Raw genomic sequence first — 17,008 nt, 5'->3', positions numbered from 1 at the left:
CTTTTCTATGAAAAAAGTTGCATTCTTTGCTGGTTTGGCCGCGTTGGGAAGTATCCCCGCGATGGCTCAATCGCCCATCAGCTTTAATGCCCGTGGCCTGGTAGTAGTTTCCGATGCCGACTTGTCGGCTTCCGCATTGGTTGATGGAAAGCTTTTAAGAGACAACACATCCAAAGATCAGCTTACAACGATCAAATTTCCCGTAGAAAGAGGCACCAAAGGCCTCGGAAGCGCGCTGGTTTCCAATTCGGCGCTCGGTTATTCCAAAACGCTGGCCGTATCGCCCACCGGTACACTTGCATTTGTTTTGGAAAACCGCATCAGGCCGGAAGACGGTGTAGGTGAATATAAGGACCTTTCCAAGGAATTTCCGGCAGGTGAGAAGCTGTTCGTAGTCGATATCAGCAACCTCGCAGCGCCGAAGGCTAAATTTGGCTTTCCGGTAGGTAAAAAGCCGACGTCGATCGACGTCAACAAGAACGAACTGATCCTGTCCACGAGCGATACCGGCAAAGAACTGGTGTTCATCGAAGCCGGCCCGGACGGTAAGCCAGCCCGCTTCCTGAACCTGCCTGCCGCATTGGACACGACCAGCCGGATTGTCGACATTTCGTGGCACCCATCGGGCGATTTCATCGCATTTACATTGGATAATTCCAATGAAGTAGGTCTGTACAAAGTGATCCGCGAGGCAGGAAAGCTGAAAAACGTGGAAATGGTTGGTAAGCCTGTGAAAGTAGGCGTTGATCCTTCCTTCGGGAAATTCACTCCGGACGGCAAGCACTACCTCGTCCTCGACAGCAAAGGCCCGCAAGGCAAAGGCGCGGGAGATGGGGAGATTCTGGTCGTAGATTTTTCAATGGACGGTTCGATCGAGCATAAAGTGGCCGGTCAGGCGCCTGTCGGGCTGAATACCGGCTCGTTTGCACTCAGCCCCGACGGGACTTTGCTCGTCACTGCCAACGGTGCCAAAAGCGGTTCGCCGTGGGCGGAAGCCGGTGCGGGAACAGGCGCATCGCTTACCTTATATAAAGTAGCGGCTACCGGTGCATTAACCAAAGTAGCCGATTATCCATTTGAAGGCATTTACCCGCAGAGCGTGGCATTCGATAAAGATGGCTCCAACCTGGCGGTTTCGGTGTTCGAATACCTCGAATACGGCAGCGGCAACGGCGGTGTGGAGTTCTGGTCGGTAACCAAAGGCGATACGCCGGCATTGAAAAAGCAAGGTGCGAAGGTAAGCGTGGCCAAGGGCGCGCACACGTTGCGGGTGATCCCCTGATTGACTCCAAACAAGTAATTTCAATACGCAGGCCGGTATGTTACCGGCCTGTTTTGTTTGCATTTAGTTAACCTAAGGATGCTAAATCAGACCGATTTTTGTAATTTTGCGCTCTCATTCATAAATAATCAATTTACAGATGATTACGGTTCAGAACGTATCGCTGCGATACGGTAAAAGGGTATTGTTCGACGAAGTAAATATAAAGTTTGTTCCGGGTAACTGCTACGGCGTAATTGGTGCCAACGGGGCCGGGAAATCCACATTTTTGAAAATTCTTTCAGGTGAAATCGAGCCGCAGACGGGTAATGTGAGCATGAACCCCGGAGAGCGGATGACGTTCCTGAAACAGGACCAGTTCGAGTTCGATGCATACACCGTGATGGACACGGTGATCCTCGGCCACGAGCGTCTATATAAAGTAATGAAGGAGCGCGAGGCCATATACGCGAAAGAGGACTTCACAGACGAAGACGGCGAAAAAGCCGCCGAGCTGGAAGCCGAATTTGCCGACCTGAATGGCTGGGAGGCTGAAACCGAATCGGCACAGTTGCTGAGCGGCCTTGGATTGGGCGAAGACCTGCACCACGCCATGATGAGCGACCTTAACGCCAATGATAAGGTACGCGTGCTTTTGGCCCAGGCGCTGTTCGGTAATCCCGACGTGCTTCTGCTCGATGAACCTACCAACAACCTGGACGTCGAGACGGTATTGTGGCTCGAAAACTTCCTCGCCGACTTCAAAAACACGGTGATCGTCGTTTCCCACGACCGTCACTTCCTCGATGAGGTGTGTACGCACGTGGTGGACATCGATTTCAGCAAGGTTCAGCTGTTCTCGGGTAACTACTCGTTCTGGTACCAGTCGAGCCAGCTGGCATTGAAGCAGCGCCAGGACGCGAACAAAAAAGCGGAAGACAAACGAAAGGAGTTGGAGGAATTTATCCGTCGTTTCAGCGCGAATGCGTCGAAGTCCAAACAGGCTACTTCCCGTGCCAAGTTGCTCGAAAAACTCACCGTAGACGATATCAAACCATCATCCCGCAAATATCCGTACATCGCTTTCAAATCGGAGCGCGAAGTAGGGGACCAGTTGCTGCGCGTGGAAGGCCTTTCCAAAACGGCGGAGGATGGTACCAAGCTGTTCGATAACATCAGCTTTACAGTTAATAAGGGTGATAAAATCGCATTTGTAAGCCGCAATGTGCTTGCGATCAGTGCGTTGTTTGACATCATCAGCGAAACGGACAAAGCAGATAAAGGCGAATTTACCTGGGGTGTTACCATCACGAAATCGTACTTCCCGAAAGATCCCGGACAATTCTTCGATGTGGACCTGAACCTGGTGGACTGGCTGAGACAGTATTCTGAGGAGAAAGACGAAAGCTTCATCCGCGGTTTCCTGGGCCGTATGCTTTTCTCCGGCGAAGAGTCCCTGAAAAAGGCGAAAGTGCTTTCAGGAGGTGAAAAAGTACGTTGTATGCTCTCCCGCACCATGCTTTCCGGTGCGAATGCATTGGTGCTCGACGATCCTACCAACCACCTGGACCTCGAATCGATCACGGCATTGAACAACGGCCTCATCGATTTCACAGGCTGTCTGCTATTCTACTCCCACGACCATCAGTTCGTAGAAACGGTAGCAAACCGCATCATCGAAATCGGACCCAAAGGCATTCTTGACAAACTCATGAGCTACGACGAGTTCCTGACCGACGAGACGGTGAAACAGCAGCGTCAGAAGCTGTATTGATCTGCTAATTAGTATACAAATAGAAATCCCCGCTTCGTCATGAGGCGGGGATTTCTATTTTATCCGCTGTTTTAAAAAACCTTAATCATAACTCAATCCATACTGCTTCAAAACATCCTCCGGCACACCTTCCCAGATATTCGGCGTGTTGCCCTTGTACCCAAGATCGGCGATACCGATTTTGGAAGTGTAAAAACCGGAAGCCGTCAGGTTGCGCATCAAATTGAAGAATGCAACTCCCTGGCTGTGAATTGGTTTTGCTTTTTCGGGGTAGGCAATGTCGTCTACGATCTGGATTTGCTGGGCTTTGGTAGCCAGTGTAAACCCTTTTCCGAAACGGGTGATCGACTCCTTTTCCAGCCAGCGCAAACCGCCGCGGAGCGGGGTCTGGTGCTGCGGCATGTCTTTCACGATGAATTCGATAAACTCGACCACGCCTGCCTGCGACGCGCTGCCTGACTTGTCGTCGGCCGGGATGATAATGTCGGCGAGGACTTTGATCGTTGCCAGTTCGGCTACGGTCAGGAATTTACGTTTCGCGATTTCGGCGTCACGGATGGCTTCTTCTTTCGTTCTGCCGCCCGGGATTTTAAGCGGGGTTTCCGGCGGGTTCTGCATTTCGAGCTCCCGCTGTTCGGCGAGCGCTACCTGGGGGCTCAGTGCGGCAATGCCTAGTGAGCTCAGGGTCAATGACTTTAATGAATCTCTGCGTTTCATATGCTTATGATTTGAACAGGGCTCAAATGTTAGATATTTTTCTGTTTAACCTGATTGATAATGTACTCCGAAGCACGCATAGAGAGCGCGAGGATTGTCCAGGTCGGGTTTTTATCGGCCTGCGATACGAACGAACCGCCGTCTACCACGAACACGTTTTTCGCGTCGTGCGCCTGGGAGAACTTGTTCAATGCGGAAGTTTTCGGATCGTCGCCCATACGCACCGTTCCGACTTCGTGGATGATCCGTCCCGGAGCCGCGAGGCCGTAGTTGGTATCCGCGCCCGGCTTGGTGCCGTTCGCAACGCCGCCCAATGCATGGATCATTTCTTCGAAAGTATCATGCATGTGTTTCGCCTGTTTGATCTCATAATCAGACCATTTGTAGTGGAAACGCAATACCGGGATACCGAATTTGTCCACGACATTCGGATCGATTTCGCAGTAGTTGTTGAAATCAGGCACCGCCTCGCCGCGGCCGGCCATACCGATGTTGGCACCGTAGAAACGACGGTAATCCTCTTTCAGCGAAGAGCCGTAGCCGCCCGCTGCCTTGGTAATGCCGTCTTTGGTCGGGTATTTACCATTCAGGTTTTCGATGCCTGAGCCGAATCCGTAGCTCGGCATACCCATTCCGCCGCCGTATTCGATGTGGTAGCCGCGCGGGAAGTCGAGTTTCTTGTTGTCGAGCCACCACGGAGTGTACACGTGCATACCGCCTACGCCGTCTTCATTGTACCGCTTGCGGTCCATCAGGTGGGGCAGGAATGCGCCGCGGGAAGCACCGGTAGAGTCGTGCAGGTAACGGCCTACCACGCCGCTGGAATTCGCCAGACCATTCTGGTGACGGGCTGATTTCGAGTTCAGCAACAAACGTGAAGATTCCGCTGCGCTCGCCGCAAGTACTACAACCTTCGCTTTAACTGTGTGCTCGGTGAGTTTTTCACGGTCAATGTACGATACGCCCGTGGCCAGTCCCGTTGAAGGATCGGTCAATACCTCGCGGCACATGGCATTGTTGATCAAGGTTACGTTACCGGTTTTGATCGCCGGGATACACAATACCGACGACGACGAGAAGTCCGCATAGGCCTGGCACGCACGTGAGCATTGGCTGCAATAGAAACAAACACCGCGCTGGTCGTTGATGGGCTTGGTCAGGATCGAGAGACGTGAAGGGATCACGGGAATGTTCGCCTTTTTACCCGCCTGTTTCAGGAACAATTCGTGCAAACGCGGCTTTGGCGGCGGAAGGAAAATGCCGTCCGGCTCATTGTCAATGCCTTCCACGGTCCCGAACACACCAATCAGCTTATCGACCTGATCGTAGTAGGGCTTCACATCGTCATAGCTGATAGGCCAGTCGTCGCCGAGGCCATCGATGCTTTTTCTTTTAAAATCTTTTGGACCGAAACGCAGGGAGATACGGCCCCAGTGGTTGGTACGGCCACCGAGCATGCGGGACCTGAACCAGTCGAATTGCGTTCCGTTCTTGTGTGTATAGGGTTCTCCCTCAATTTCCCAGCCACCCCAGGCAGCATCGAAGTCACCGAAAGGGCGGTGGTTGCTCGCACCACGGCGGGGCGATTCGTACGGCCATTTCAGCTGGGTAATGTATTTGGGATCGGCAGGGTCGAAATATCCACCTGCTTCCAAAAGAGCCACCTTGGCACCCGCTTTGGCAAGTTGATAAGCTGCCATTCCGCCTCCCGCGCCCGAGCCGATAATGGCGACGTCGAAAACGGTAGGTTGTTCTTTGATTTGAAACATAGTAAAGGGTTGTTTAGATAGTACTATTTAACCAATAAATATAAACAGGTATCAGGTAACGGAATGCCAACTTTCCAGCTTTCAGAGTTATTTAAAAACAATCTAAATGCGAATACTCGGATTTGTTCCGCATCGCCGTATTTTTGTGTTTTTTAAAACAGAATAATATTTTGGCAGTAACCGGTCGCGACCTTTCCGTCGCAAAAGAATTTCTGATAAAAGGCGAATTAGTAGCCATTCCTACCGAAACCGTGTATGGTCTGGCGGGTAATGCATTGAACGAAAAGGCAGTGCTTTCTATTTTCGAAGTCAAAAACCGGCCGGCCTTCGATCCGCTGATTATTCATACGGATTCCATCGAAAAAGTGGCTATTTATGTGTCCGGCATTCCGGAAAAGGCACGCGTGCTCGCCGAAAAGTTCTGGCCGGGGCCATTGACCATGCTGCTGCCCAAGAAGGATATTGTGCCGGACCTGGTTACCTCGGGGCTGGATACCGTGGCCGTACGTGTCCCCAACCATCCATTGACGCTGGCCCTGCTTGCCGATCTTACTTTTCCGCTCGCCGCGCCCAGCGCCAATCCGTTCGGGTACATAAGCCCTACGGCGCCGCATCACGTAGATCAGCAGCTCGGCAACCGGATTCCCTATATCCTCGACGGCGGTGAATGCGAGGTGGGCATCGAGTCGACGATCGTGGGTTTCGAGCATGACGAAACGATTGTGTACAGACTTGGGGGCTTAGATATCAACGAGATAGAGTCGCTGATCGGTCCGGTGGTGCTCATGCCGCATTCCACCTCGGACCCGAAGGCGCCGGGAATGCTGAAAAGCCATTATGCCCCGCGCAAGCCATTGCATTTGTACCGGAGGGATTCCATGACGCCCGGGGACGAAACCACCGGTTACCTGCTGTTCGACCGCTACCTTGAAGGTGCCGATCGCCAATTCCAGCGCCTGCTGAGCCCTACCCGCGATTTGAAAGAAGCTGCTCACAATCTCTTCGCGAACCTGCGCGAGCTCGATGGACTGCCTGTTTCTGAAATTAAGGCCGAACTCGTGCCTTCAAGCGGTTTAGGCCTGGCCATTAATGACCGCCTGCAACGCGCTTCGGTACCCGCATAGCGGCGGCATCCGGCACTGTTATTTGAAAAATTGCTGGTGGAAATTCATCAGGAAAACCTCGTCGGTAGCGCGGGTAATGGCTGTGTAAAGCCACCGGACAAATTCTGTATTGATTTGTTCCTCCGGTAAGTAGCCCTGATCGATGAAGACCGCGCTCCATTGGCCGCCCTGCGCCTTGTGACACGTGAGCGCGTAGGCGAATTTCACCTGCAATGCGTTCAGGTAGGGATCCTTTCGCAGCGCTTCCACGCGGTCCTTTTTGGATTTAATGTAAAAATAATCCTGCTGTACACTTTCGTAAAGCTTCTTATTATCCTCGGCCGACATCGATGCCGATGGCGAATGCAACGTGTCGAGGAAGATTTTAGCGTCAAATTCGGGTTGTTTTTCGTAATCCGAGAGTCGGATCGTCACGTCGGCGAAGCGGAAGCCGTGCATTTCCTGCGTTTTGCGAATTTTCAGGAGCTCTACAAAGTCACCGTTGGCGATGAAGCCTGCGGGCGAGTCCTCGTCGAGGATATTATAGTTGTTCCGCACAACCATCAGGCGATCGCCGGCGTCGAGTTCGTCCTCCGAAAAGTTGATAATGCGGCGGATATATTCATTATACTGCACGGCCGATTTATTCGAGCGCGTGAGAATAATCGAGTTTTCGGGGCCGTATTTGTCGTAGGCATAGCGCAACCCTTCTTCCAGTTTTTCGCCCGTCATTTTAAAAACATCGCGGTAAGAGCGCGTCGTGATATGAATGTCGGCTGCCTGGGCACCCAGCTGGTTACGGAGCTGGGTGGCATTAAACAGAATGCCCGATTGCTCGTCCTGCCGCATTACTTCCTTCAATTCTTCCTGAAAAACAGACATATAGAACGTCCTTTCCAGATAGTCGCCGTCCAGTGCGGGACTGAGTTCTTTGCCCACGGGCGGGAGCTGGGCGGTGTCGCCCACGAGCATCAACTTGTTTCCCGGATTTTCGAATACGAATTCGATGAGGTCGGCCAGGAGGCTGCGGTTGCCGAAATCGGCGTCGTCGGTGATCATCGAGGCTTCATCGACGATAAACAACGTATTGTCGTGGTAGTTTTTCTGCCGCTGGAAGCTGAGCGTGCCTGAAAATGCGTCGGCCGTTTGCTTGTAAATCTTCTTGTGTATCGTGAGTGCGATCTTCTCGGAATACCCCGACATGACCTTCGCCGCACGCCCCGTCGGCGCGAGCAGCACCGACTTGTACCCGAAATTTTTCAGCACCTTAATGAGCGTACTGATGATCGTCGTTTTGCCCGTTCCGGCGTAGCCTTTGAGCAAAAAACAGTCGCGGTAACGTTCCAGGCCTTTTTCTTCGATGAGGAAATCGTTGGTTTTATCGAAGAAGCGAAGCTGCCCGTCGGTGGGTTTGAAAGGGAATTTTCGGCGTAATAACTGGGAAGGCAGAAGTCTGTCGGTGTCCATGGGAACGAATCTAATGCAAGGATTTTGAATATCAAAAACCGCATTTTTCAACAAAAATATACTCAGAATTTATTGGACTTTAATAGGTCAATTGCCTATATTGAACTCCCTTATCTCAAAATCCCCAAACCTAAACATCTATGCTGGTACAACATGTAATGGGCAACAAGCCTGTCAATGCGATTTGGTCGGTTACGCAGGACAACACAGTGTTTGAGGCTCTGGAACTCATGGCCGAGAAAAACATTGGGGCAGTTTTGGTACTTGAAGATAATGAATTGATCGGTATCTTTTCCGAACGCGACTATGCGCGGAAGGTGATCTTGCAGGGACGTGCGTCGAAAGACACGCTGATCCGCGACGTCATGACCGCCAAAGTCATCACGGTCGAAACGGACGAGAAAATCGAGGCATGTATGCAGATTATGTCGGACAAGCACATCCGGCACTTGCCCGTGAATCGCGACGGCAGGCTGATCGGCATCATTTCGATCAACGATATTGTTTCTGCCATCATCCATGAGCAGAAAGAACATATCAACACGCTCGAAAGCTATATTTCCGGAAGCCCTTACTCCTGATCCTTCTTTCCCAATCACCGGATCACCGCCTTTCTGACCACCCGCAGCCGGCAATCGGTAGCGGGGAGGTAGAATTATGTCTTGCCTATTATGGCCGGATGGTTATCTTTGCCCATTCAAAAAAGTAGCTTTTGGCAACATTAAACGCAGACATAAGCACTATCTATGGAGGCTCCGTGCGTGTGCGCGTGTGCGGAATCTGCGTGCATGAAGGCCGCATCCTGCTTGTGAACCATTCGCTGTATGGGACCGATGCGTTCTGGTCGCCTCCGGGTGGCGGCGTGTATTTCGGTGAAACCGCCGGCCATGCACTTGCGCGGGAGTTTCGCGAGGAAACGGGCCTGGAAGTGACCGTAGGGAACCTGCTCTTTGTGAATGAGCATATTGCCGACCCGCTGCATGCCGTAGAATTGTTTTTTGAAATCAGCTCCTTTACGGGGCAGCTCGCCGCGGGCTTTGACCCGGAACTGGCGGCTGATGGGCAGGTGATCCGCGACGTCCGGTTTATGGACTGGGCGGATATCGAAGCGCTGGGACCGGCGCAGCGCCACCGCGTTCTGAATATGGCCGGTTCGCTGGCAGGGATTTTTACATTGAATAAGTATATGACCGGCGATCAAAAGCCGGTATGACCATTAAACCAACACGACCCCGACGACGTGGCAAATTCTGAGAACCAGTTAATAGAAGTGATTCCCACGCTGCTGGTAGGAGACAATTCATTCGATGCGGCCAGTATCCCGCTTTGCACGCTCTGTATTGAGCTCGACGAGCGGCGCATTCGTTTTTGTATTGTGCGGGATGAAAATATGGAATGCATCTGGCTGGAAGATTACTTCTTCGAAAATGCACTTACACCTGCCGAAATTTTCGAACGGTTGAAAAGGATTTTCAGCGGACACTTATCATGGTCGTCCAACAACTGGAAAAATGTGCGTGTAACGGTTAATTCGCATGCGTTCACATTGGTGCCGAGCTTGCTCTTCAAGCCGGAATCGGCTTATGAGTATTTGTCGTTCGCATTGGGTAACCCGGTCTCCAAGCATGAGAAAGTGCTTTGGCACGACCTGCCGCTCGTGCATGCACAGAATGTTTTCAGTATCCAGGAGCTTTGGTATGATTGGGTTGTAAACCATTTCAGTTCCTCCACGGTGACCTTCTACCACCTCACGAGTGCATTGGCGATCGGTTCGCTGGTGAACCACGTGGAGCACCAGGAAATGCGGATGATGTCGCTGTATTTTGAAAAGGACCATTTTACACTAGTGGTCAGCGAAAGCCAGCAGCTGGTACTTTGCAACCGTTTCAAATATGCGCAAACGCAGGAATTGGCCTACATTATTCTCTTTACATTAAGCCAGCTCAATATCCTGCCGGAAGAGGTAAAGGTGCTTTGCTATGGCGAAATCGCGCCGGTTTCGGATTCCTATCACGAATTATCGCGATTTTTTCCCAATTTACACATGGGCACGCGGCCCACGACGCTGAAATACAGCCCGCAATGCGCGGAAGTGCCCGGGCACCGGTATTTCGGGTTGTTCAATACCTATCTCATATCGTCTTAATACCGCCTCCTATGAAGCGCATTGCTCTATTTCCGGGGTCTTTCGATCCTTTCACCAAGGGTCACGAAGATATCGTCCTGCGCGGGTTGCGGTTGTTCGATGAAGTCGTGATCGGGATCGGCAATAATGCCACGAAAAAGCGCTACTTCCCGCTCGATGTGATGAAGGAAATGATCGAAAAGACGTTTTCAGCACAGCCGAATGTGAAAGTGATTACGTACGACGACCTTACGGCGCATACGGCGCGCGAGCTCGGCGCGAGGTTTCTTTTGAGAGGGCTGCGCAATACGACCGATTTCGAGTACGAAAACGGCATTTCGCAGGTGAACCGGTACTTGTACGAAGAGATCGAAACCGTATTCCTGATCACATCACCGAGCCTGGCGCCGATCAGTTCGAGCATTATCCGCGACCTGCACCGTTATGGACAGGCCGTGGACAATTTTCTTCCTTATTCGTTATCGGAGTTAAAAAAGGCAGAAGAAGCCCATTAACCCGTTTTTACGATTCTTTCAGATTGTGGATTTTGTTGAGGCTGTCGACCACGTAGCGGATCGAGCTGTATGAATTGATCAGCAGCGATTTTACCTCCGCGGGCTCGTACCAGTCGAGCTTTTCGATCTGCTCCTCGGCCTGCGGCGTCATGTTCGAATCGTCGAGGCAGTCGAACAGGTACCATTTCGTACGTTTCAGAATGCGGCTGTTATTGAGCGTATAGGTGTGCCAGGTGGTGCAGATCTTGTCACGAATGAGCGATTTTACGCCGGTTTCCTCCTCAATTTCGCGGGTAGCGGCCTTTTTGGAATTCTCGCCTTTATCGAGCTTACCCTTGGGCAGGTCCCACATTTTGCGGCGGTACATAAAGAGCCATTTGCCTTCCTTCACCACCACGCCGCCGGCTGCTTTGATCACCTTGTATTGTGCCTTGATCCGGTCTTCCACTTCCGATTTCTCGCGGGTCGCCAGCGTGATCGAAAGCATATCTTTCGGAAACTCTTTTTCGAGCATCTGGATCACCTGGATGGCGCTGGTAGCCGTCGAATTCAGGAACAGCACATGGCCCGTCAGCATGCTCCGCTGCAACTTTTCCAGCCTCAGGTCTACGATATGTTCGAAGCGCGAAGTTTCGGCGGCTGACAGCTGGTTGGTCCTTACAATTCTGACCGGACGGTCGTCGAAAAAAATGATCATTTTGGAATGGGTACGTGAATGGATGGCAAAATTAAGTAAAGAGTTTAGTTTAGGCAGAGATTATTATTGATAAATTTGCGCTTGTAACAACTAACCAGTTCTTGGAACTCCTTATAATTCTACTTCTGGTGCTGCTCAATGGCCTTTTTTCCATGTCAGAGATTGCACTGGTTTCCTCCCGAAAATCGCGTCTCGAAGCAGCAGCAAAGAATGGCGATTCGAGCGCCAAAGCCGCATTAAACCTCGCCAATTCTCCTACCAAATTCCTCTCCACCGTCCAGATCGGCATTACGCTCATCGGTTTGCTGACCGGTATGTACAGTGGCGACAATATCACTTCCGATTTTGAGCAAATTATTGCCCGCGTGCCTGCATTCGTGCCTTATGCGCACTCGCTGGCGGTAGGTACCGTGCTCGTCGTGATCACTTATCTCTCGCTCGTTTTGGGCGAGCTTGTTCCCAAGCGTATAGGCATGTCGAACCCGGAGGCTATTTCCAAGGTAATGGCCACACCGATGAACCTGCTATCCAAAGTGACGGCGCCGTTCATTGCGTTGCTGGGTTTTTCAAGTGATCTCATTATCAGGGTTTTAAATATCAAACAAAGCGAGAATTCCGTCACGGAAGAGGAAATCAAAAGCCTCATCCAGGAAGGTACTTCCGGCGGTGTTTTTGAGGAAATCGAGCAGGAGATCGTGCATAATGTGTTCCAGCTCGGCGACCGCAAGGTAACTTCGCTGATGACCAACCGGCAGGAAATCATGTGGCTCGACCTGGAAGATACCGTCGAAGAGAACAAGGCCAAGATCCTCGACTCACGGCATTCCATCTATCCGGTGTGCCGCGGTAATGTCGACGACGTGGTGGGTTTGGTGTATGTCAAAGACCTTATCGCCACCGATCTGGAAGTGCAAATGGCGCATTTGAATGCCATCATGCGCGATCCCGTGTATTTGCCCCAGAGCAACCGCGCTTACCAGGCGCTGGAAAAATTCAAGGAACAGCGGGTGTATTTCGGCATTATCGTCGACGAATACGGCGGTACGCTGGGCGTGGTGACGATGCACGATATTATGGATGCGCTTGTGGGCGACATTTCCGAAGACATCGAGGAAGCCTCCGAAATCATCCGTCGCGACGACGGTTCTTACCTCATCGACGCGCAGCTGCCGTTCGATGACTTCGTGCAGTATTTCAATCTCAATATCCCCGATAGCGAGCGCCGGGAGCTCGTGGGCTTCAATACCCTCGGTGGTTTCGTGCTGCATATCCTTGAAAACATCCCCCAAACCGGTGAGAAGTTCAGCTGGAAACAGTTTGAGTTCGAGGTCATTGATATGGACCGCAGCCGGATAGACAAGCTCTTAGTAACCAATTATAACAAACAGGAAGAACCCGAAGATTAACCATGTCGAACGATCTGGATATTAACAAACGAATCGCCGAGCTGCTGCTCGAAGCGCAGGCCATCAAGCTCAGTCCTGCAAAGCCGTTCCAATGGAGCTCCGGCTGGTTTTCACCGATTTACTGTGACAACCGCGTCGCATTGTCGTACCCCGACACCCGCACGTTCATCAAGAAAACGCTTGCCGAGCTGATCCGTGAAAAGTACCCCCATGCACAGGCTATTGTAGGCGTGGCGACCGGCGGTATCGCCCAGGGTGCATTGGTAGCCGACCTGCTCGAATTGCCTTTCGCCTACGTTCGTCCGGAGCCGAAAAAGCACGGAATGGGTAACCAGATCGAAGGACGCCTGGAAAAAGGACAATCGGTTGTGATCGTGGAAGACCTGATCTCGACGGGTGGGAGCTCGTTGAAAACGGTAGATGCCCTCCGTGAAGCGGGAATAGAGGTAGCTGGAATGGTAGCGATCTTCACCTACGGCTTCCAGGTAGCGGCCGACAATTTCACCGAGAAGAAGGTAGAGCTCCACACCATCAGTAACTACAATGCGCTGATCGAAGTGGCTTTGGAGCACAATTATATCGACGCCTCGCAACTTGAGAGTCTATCGGCATGGAGAGTCGCGCCGGAGCGGTGGGGGAAATAGAGGGCAAGGAGTCGGCGGTCAGCGGTCGGCGGTCAGGTATCCGACCGCCGACCGCTGACCGCCGGTGTGACTACTCCCTATGATTATCCAAACTCTCGTAAAGCCCGCCGAATGCTTCTTCCTTGACGCCGTCGGATTTCAGGAATTCGTGGGGGAAGCCTAGTTCGATTTTACTCACTTCATCCAGTTTTTGCAGCGCTTCGGCAGGCAGGCGGAAGTCGAGGCAGCCGAGCGAATCCTTCAACTGGCTTTCTTTCGAGGCGCCGATGATCGGGATCATCACCTGGTTGCGATGGCGCGTCCAGTTGATGGCGACCTGTGCCGGGGTCACCCCCAGTTCTGCGGCCACATCCACGACCGTCTGCGCGATCATGCTGCTTTCTTCACTTCTGCGCGTGCTATTATCGGGTACGCGGCCGCTTTCGCCGCGCAGGTACTTGCCCGTCAATGCACCGCCGCCGATGGCACCCCAAGGGGTTACGGCCAGGTGGAGGGCCTTGGCCATGGGCAGCAGATCACGTTCAGGTGTGCGTTGCAGGAGCGAGTATTCAAACTGAATGGCTGCGAATGCATTCCAGCCGCGGAAATCGGCGATGGTGTTGGCCTGTGAAACGATCCATGCGGGTGTATCGGAAATACCGATGTAATGCACCAGGCCGCGGGTTACGAGGTCGTCGAGGCCACGCATGACTTCCTCCGCGGGCGTCGTATTGTCCCACATATGCACCCAAAGCAGATCTATATACTCGGTATTGAGGCGTTTGAGGCTGGAAGTGACCGAGCGCATCATATTTTTCCGGTGGTTGCCCGAGAAGTTGAGGTCGTCGTTGCGGTCTTTGAGCGTAAACTTGGTGGCCAGCACGAAATGGTCGCGGTCGGTTTCGATGAACTCACCCACATATTTCTCGGAAGTACCCTCGGTGTAGCGGTTCGCGGTGTCGATGAAGTTGCCGCCCGCGTTGGCGAATGCTTCGAAAATCTTGAAGCTCTCGTGCTTGTCAGCGCCCCAGCCCCATTCTTTCCCGAACGTCATGGCACCCAGACAAACCTCCGATACCCGCAATCCCGAGCGGCCTAACAATTGATAACGCATAGTAATTTACTGATTATTTTGAGTGAAGATATAGCCCATGAAACTTACCTGTCCAGGTTGATTTTTGTCCTGCAAAGTTATATCCTTACCCGCCAAATGTATTTATATTGTAACAAATTTTGGATCTTTTACACCACACTCAATGATCGACGTTTCCTATCCTTATTTTGATACCAATCTTAGCTGGCTTTCGAATAATTACAGGTTGTTGCTGGAAGCAAACGACGAAACGGTACCGGTAAGGGAACGTTTACGGTTTTTGGGAATATATGCCTATCAAACGGAGGAGTTCTACCGCGTGCGTATCCCGAACCTGCTGGCGATGGGCGAGGTAAGCAACGATATCCGCTCGAAGCTGAACATTTTCCCCGAGTCGCTGCTTGAACACGTGTACGAAACGGCTGAAAACCAGCTTCGTGAATTCAACGACATTCTTGCCACCCGCATTCTGCCCGCATTGCTTGAACAGGGCGTGCATTTTTACTACCGCGAGGCATTCGTGCCCGAGCATGCCGCATTTGCCCGGCGCTTTTTTATCGATCACCTTTTTCGCTACCTGCAACCGGTTTTTCTAGACAGCCGGCGTTCGCTGAAAACGCCTGCATTCGAATCCAAACAATTATACCTGATCGTACGCATGCAGCACCGGCAGGACGCGGAAGAGGACTGGTATGCGTCGGTGAATGTGCCAGCGGAGCCTCATGGCCGGTTTCTGGAACTGCCTGAGTGGGAGGGAAGGCGGCACGTGGCCTTGATGGAAGATGTGATCCGCGAAAACCTGCCGGTACTTTTCCCGGGTTACCAGATCCTCGAAAGCTACGCCTTACGCGTGGAGCGCGAGACGGAGCTGTCCATTGAAGACGAATACCCGATGCAGGTGGCGCAGCGCATTCTCAAACAGCTCGAAAAGCGCAATTTTGTGCAGCCCTCGCAATATTTTTATGAATCGGGTATGCCGCTGTACTTTCGGGAATACCTCGTGAGCAAAGTGGCGGCACCCATGCACGATTTCCACGAACGGGGAGAATACCTGTTCATGCAGGACCTGGCAAAGTTCCCGGCACTGTCGCGACGGCTCGATTATCCCCACCAGCGCCCCGTCCAGAACCCGGAGTTCGACGATACGGAATCCGTTTTCGAGTCGATCCAGCAGGGCGACCAGATGCTGCATTTGCCTTATCAGTCGTACGAACCTATCGTACGGTTTTTCAATGAGGCCGCCGTGGACCCGCATGTGCGGGAGATCCACGTTTCGTTGTATAAAATAAGCCCTAATTCTTTTATTCTCAACTCGTTGATCAGTGCTTCCAAAAACGGCAAGCGTGTGACTACCTACGTGGAGCTGAACACCAAGCTGGATATTCAGGAGAACCTGCAATGGTCGAAGAAGATGCGGGATGCGGGCGTGAAAATACTGTTGAGCGTACCGGGGCTCAAAGTGCATGCGAAAATGGCATTGGTGAAGCGCAAGGTGCAAAAGGGCTGGGAGCGGTACGCATTCCTGGGAACGGGCGGCTTTTACCGGCTTACGAGCCGCGAAATCGTGGATCACGCATTGCTGACCTCGCACCGCGAGCTAACCAACGAGCTGGAATTGCTCTTCGGCTACCTTTCCACGCAGGACGAGCCGAAAAAATATAAATATTTGCCTTTCAATAACTTATATGTGACACAGTTTAACCTGCAAAAGCGGCTGCTCGACCTTATGGACCGGGAAATCGCCAATTGCAATGCAGGTTTGAAATCATTTATCACAATTAAAATCAACCAGTTGCAGGACCATATCCTGATCGACAAATTGTACCAGGCCGGCCAGGCAGGCGTGCCCGTACATGTGATCGTGAGCGAGAGCTGCGGCTTGATCTCCGGCCTGCCGTCGATCAGCGATAATATCGTCGTGAGCAGGCATGTGGACCGGTACATCGAAAACACGCGGATATTCCATTTCGGAAACCGCGGTAACGACGAGATTTACCTCACTTCCTGCGACTGGACGCACCGGAACCTGCACCGGCGGATCGACGTTTGCTTCCCTATTCTGGACGAAACACTGAAAAACCAGATGCGCACGGTGCTGCGGAATTACGTGAATGACAACCAGAAATCGGTGCGGCTGGACCTTTATCAGAACAATCTGCGCATCCCGGACGACTCGCGCGGGAAGGTGCGCGCCCAGGAGGCAAACTACCGGCTGGTGGAGAAAATCGAGCGCAACGGACTGTCGCGACGTTCAGAAATATAACCTTTCCGGTGGCTTAAAAAAATTTTATCAGCATTAAATTTCTGAATCGCCTGTAAGATTTAATTGACGGTGTTTGTAGAAAAGGTAAAGAAATTTTCGCCCCCTTTTTCGTTCCGACCCATTGCCTGGGCTTGAAGTGTATGGGGTATATCATTATATTTGAGAACATATCATTCTGAATCAATCCTAAAAAAC

15 protein-coding genes are annotated in these 17,008 nt (G+C 52.0%); 10 read left to right on the top strand and 5 right to left on the bottom strand.

What is annotated here, in order from left to right:
• Positions 1-7 precede the first annotated feature (7 nt).
• Positions 8-1,282 (top strand): lactonase family protein, encoded by a 1,275-nt coding sequence (locus tag H144_RS0120925; RefSeq protein WP_019944066.1) that lies wholly within the window; start codon positions 8-10, stop codon positions 1,280-1,282.
• 139 nt (positions 1,283-1,421) lie between these two features.
• Positions 1,422-3,035: an ABC-F family ATP-binding cassette domain-containing protein gene (locus H144_RS0120920; protein WP_019944065.1), complete on the top strand. Its 1,614-nt coding sequence runs from the start codon at positions 1,422-1,424 to the stop codon at positions 3,033-3,035.
• A gap of 81 nt (positions 3,036-3,116) precedes the next feature.
• Here the strand turns inward: H144_RS0120920 and H144_RS0120915 are convergent, their stop codons facing one another.
• Complete coding sequence (locus H144_RS0120915; RefSeq protein WP_019944064.1) at positions 3,117-3,752, bottom strand: gluconate 2-dehydrogenase subunit 3 family protein; 636 nt, start codon at positions 3,750-3,752, stop codon at positions 3,117-3,119.
• A 29-nt stretch (positions 3,753-3,781) separates the two neighbouring features.
• On the bottom strand, positions 3,782-5,521 hold the full coding sequence (locus H144_RS0120910) for a GMC family oxidoreductase (protein ID WP_019944063.1): 1,740 nt from the start codon (positions 5,519-5,521) through the stop codon (positions 3,782-3,784).
• Between the two features lie 170 nt (positions 5,522-5,691).
• Here H144_RS0120910 and H144_RS0120905 point away from each other — a divergent pair, with 170 nt between their 5' ends.
• Entirely contained in the window at positions 5,692-6,645 is a 954-nt protein-coding gene (locus H144_RS0120905; RefSeq protein WP_026350877.1) for an L-threonylcarbamoyladenylate synthase, read from the top strand.
• 18 nt (positions 6,646-6,663) lie between these two features.
• On the opposite strand, the gene H144_RS0120900 is transcribed toward H144_RS0120905, so the two are convergent.
• A complete protein-coding gene (locus H144_RS0120900) occupies positions 6,664-8,091 on the bottom strand; it encodes an ATP-dependent DNA helicase (protein ID WP_019944061.1) in 1,428 nt (475 codons plus the stop codon).
• A 158-nt stretch (positions 8,092-8,249) separates the two neighbouring features.
• Between H144_RS0120900 and H144_RS0120895 the strand changes: the two genes are divergently transcribed.
• From H144_RS0120895 to coaD, 4 genes are all read left to right on the top strand, one after another.
• Positions 8,250-8,672: a CBS domain-containing protein gene (locus H144_RS0120895; protein WP_019944060.1), complete on the top strand. Its 423-nt coding sequence runs from the start codon at positions 8,250-8,252 to the stop codon at positions 8,670-8,672.
• A gap of 131 nt (positions 8,673-8,803) precedes the next feature.
• Entirely contained in the window at positions 8,804-9,304 is a 501-nt protein-coding gene (locus tag H144_RS0120890) for an NUDIX domain-containing protein (protein ID WP_033403011.1), read from the top strand.
• 27 nt (positions 9,305-9,331) lie between these two features.
• On the top strand, positions 9,332-10,237 hold the full coding sequence (locus H144_RS0120885; RefSeq protein WP_033403010.1) for a DUF3822 family protein: 906 nt from the start codon (positions 9,332-9,334) through the stop codon (positions 10,235-10,237).
• Between the two features lie 11 nt (positions 10,238-10,248).
• Positions 10,249-10,731 carry a pantetheine-phosphate adenylyltransferase gene (gene coaD / locus H144_RS0120880; RefSeq protein ID WP_019944057.1) on the top strand — a complete coding sequence of 161 codons (483 nt, stop codon included), beginning with the start codon at positions 10,249-10,251 and terminating at the stop codon, positions 10,729-10,731.
• A 7-nt stretch (positions 10,732-10,738) separates the two neighbouring features.
• Here coaD and H144_RS0120875 read toward each other — a convergent pair whose 3' ends face one another.
• On the bottom strand, positions 10,739-11,428 hold the full coding sequence (locus H144_RS0120875; RefSeq protein WP_019944056.1) for an NUDIX hydrolase: 690 nt from the start codon (positions 11,426-11,428) through the stop codon (positions 10,739-10,741).
• Positions 11,429-11,529: 101 nt separating this feature from the next.
• Here H144_RS0120875 and H144_RS0120870 point away from each other — a divergent pair, with 101 nt between their 5' ends.
• Both H144_RS0120870 and pyrE read left to right on the top strand, forming a co-directional pair.
• Entirely contained in the window at positions 11,530-12,834 is a 1,305-nt protein-coding gene (locus H144_RS0120870) for a hemolysin family protein (protein WP_084599992.1), read from the top strand.
• Positions 12,835-12,836: 2 nt separating this feature from the next.
• Entirely contained in the window at positions 12,837-13,478 is a 642-nt protein-coding gene (gene pyrE, locus H144_RS0120865) for an orotate phosphoribosyltransferase (protein ID WP_019944054.1), read from the top strand.
• Positions 13,479-13,548: 70 nt separating this feature from the next.
• Here pyrE and H144_RS0120860 read toward each other — a convergent pair whose 3' ends face one another.
• A complete protein-coding gene (locus H144_RS0120860) occupies positions 13,549-14,571 on the bottom strand; it encodes an aldo/keto reductase (RefSeq protein WP_026350875.1) in 1,023 nt (340 codons plus the stop codon).
• 142 nt (positions 14,572-14,713) lie between these two features.
• On the opposite strand from H144_RS0120860, the gene ppk1 reads away from it, so the two are divergent.
• Positions 14,714-16,813, top strand: a complete 2,100-nt coding sequence (gene ppk1 / locus H144_RS0120855) for a polyphosphate kinase 1 (protein WP_019944052.1) — start codon at positions 14,714-14,716, stop codon at positions 16,811-16,813.
• The last annotated feature ends 195 nt before the right edge of the window (positions 16,814-17,008 follow it).

The organism is Dyadobacter beijingensis DSM 21582 (genome assembly GCF_000382205.1).
GTDB lineage: Bacteria > Bacteroidota > Bacteroidia > Cytophagales > Spirosomataceae > Dyadobacter > Dyadobacter beijingensis.
This window is presented reverse-complemented; position numbering and strand designations above follow the sequence as displayed.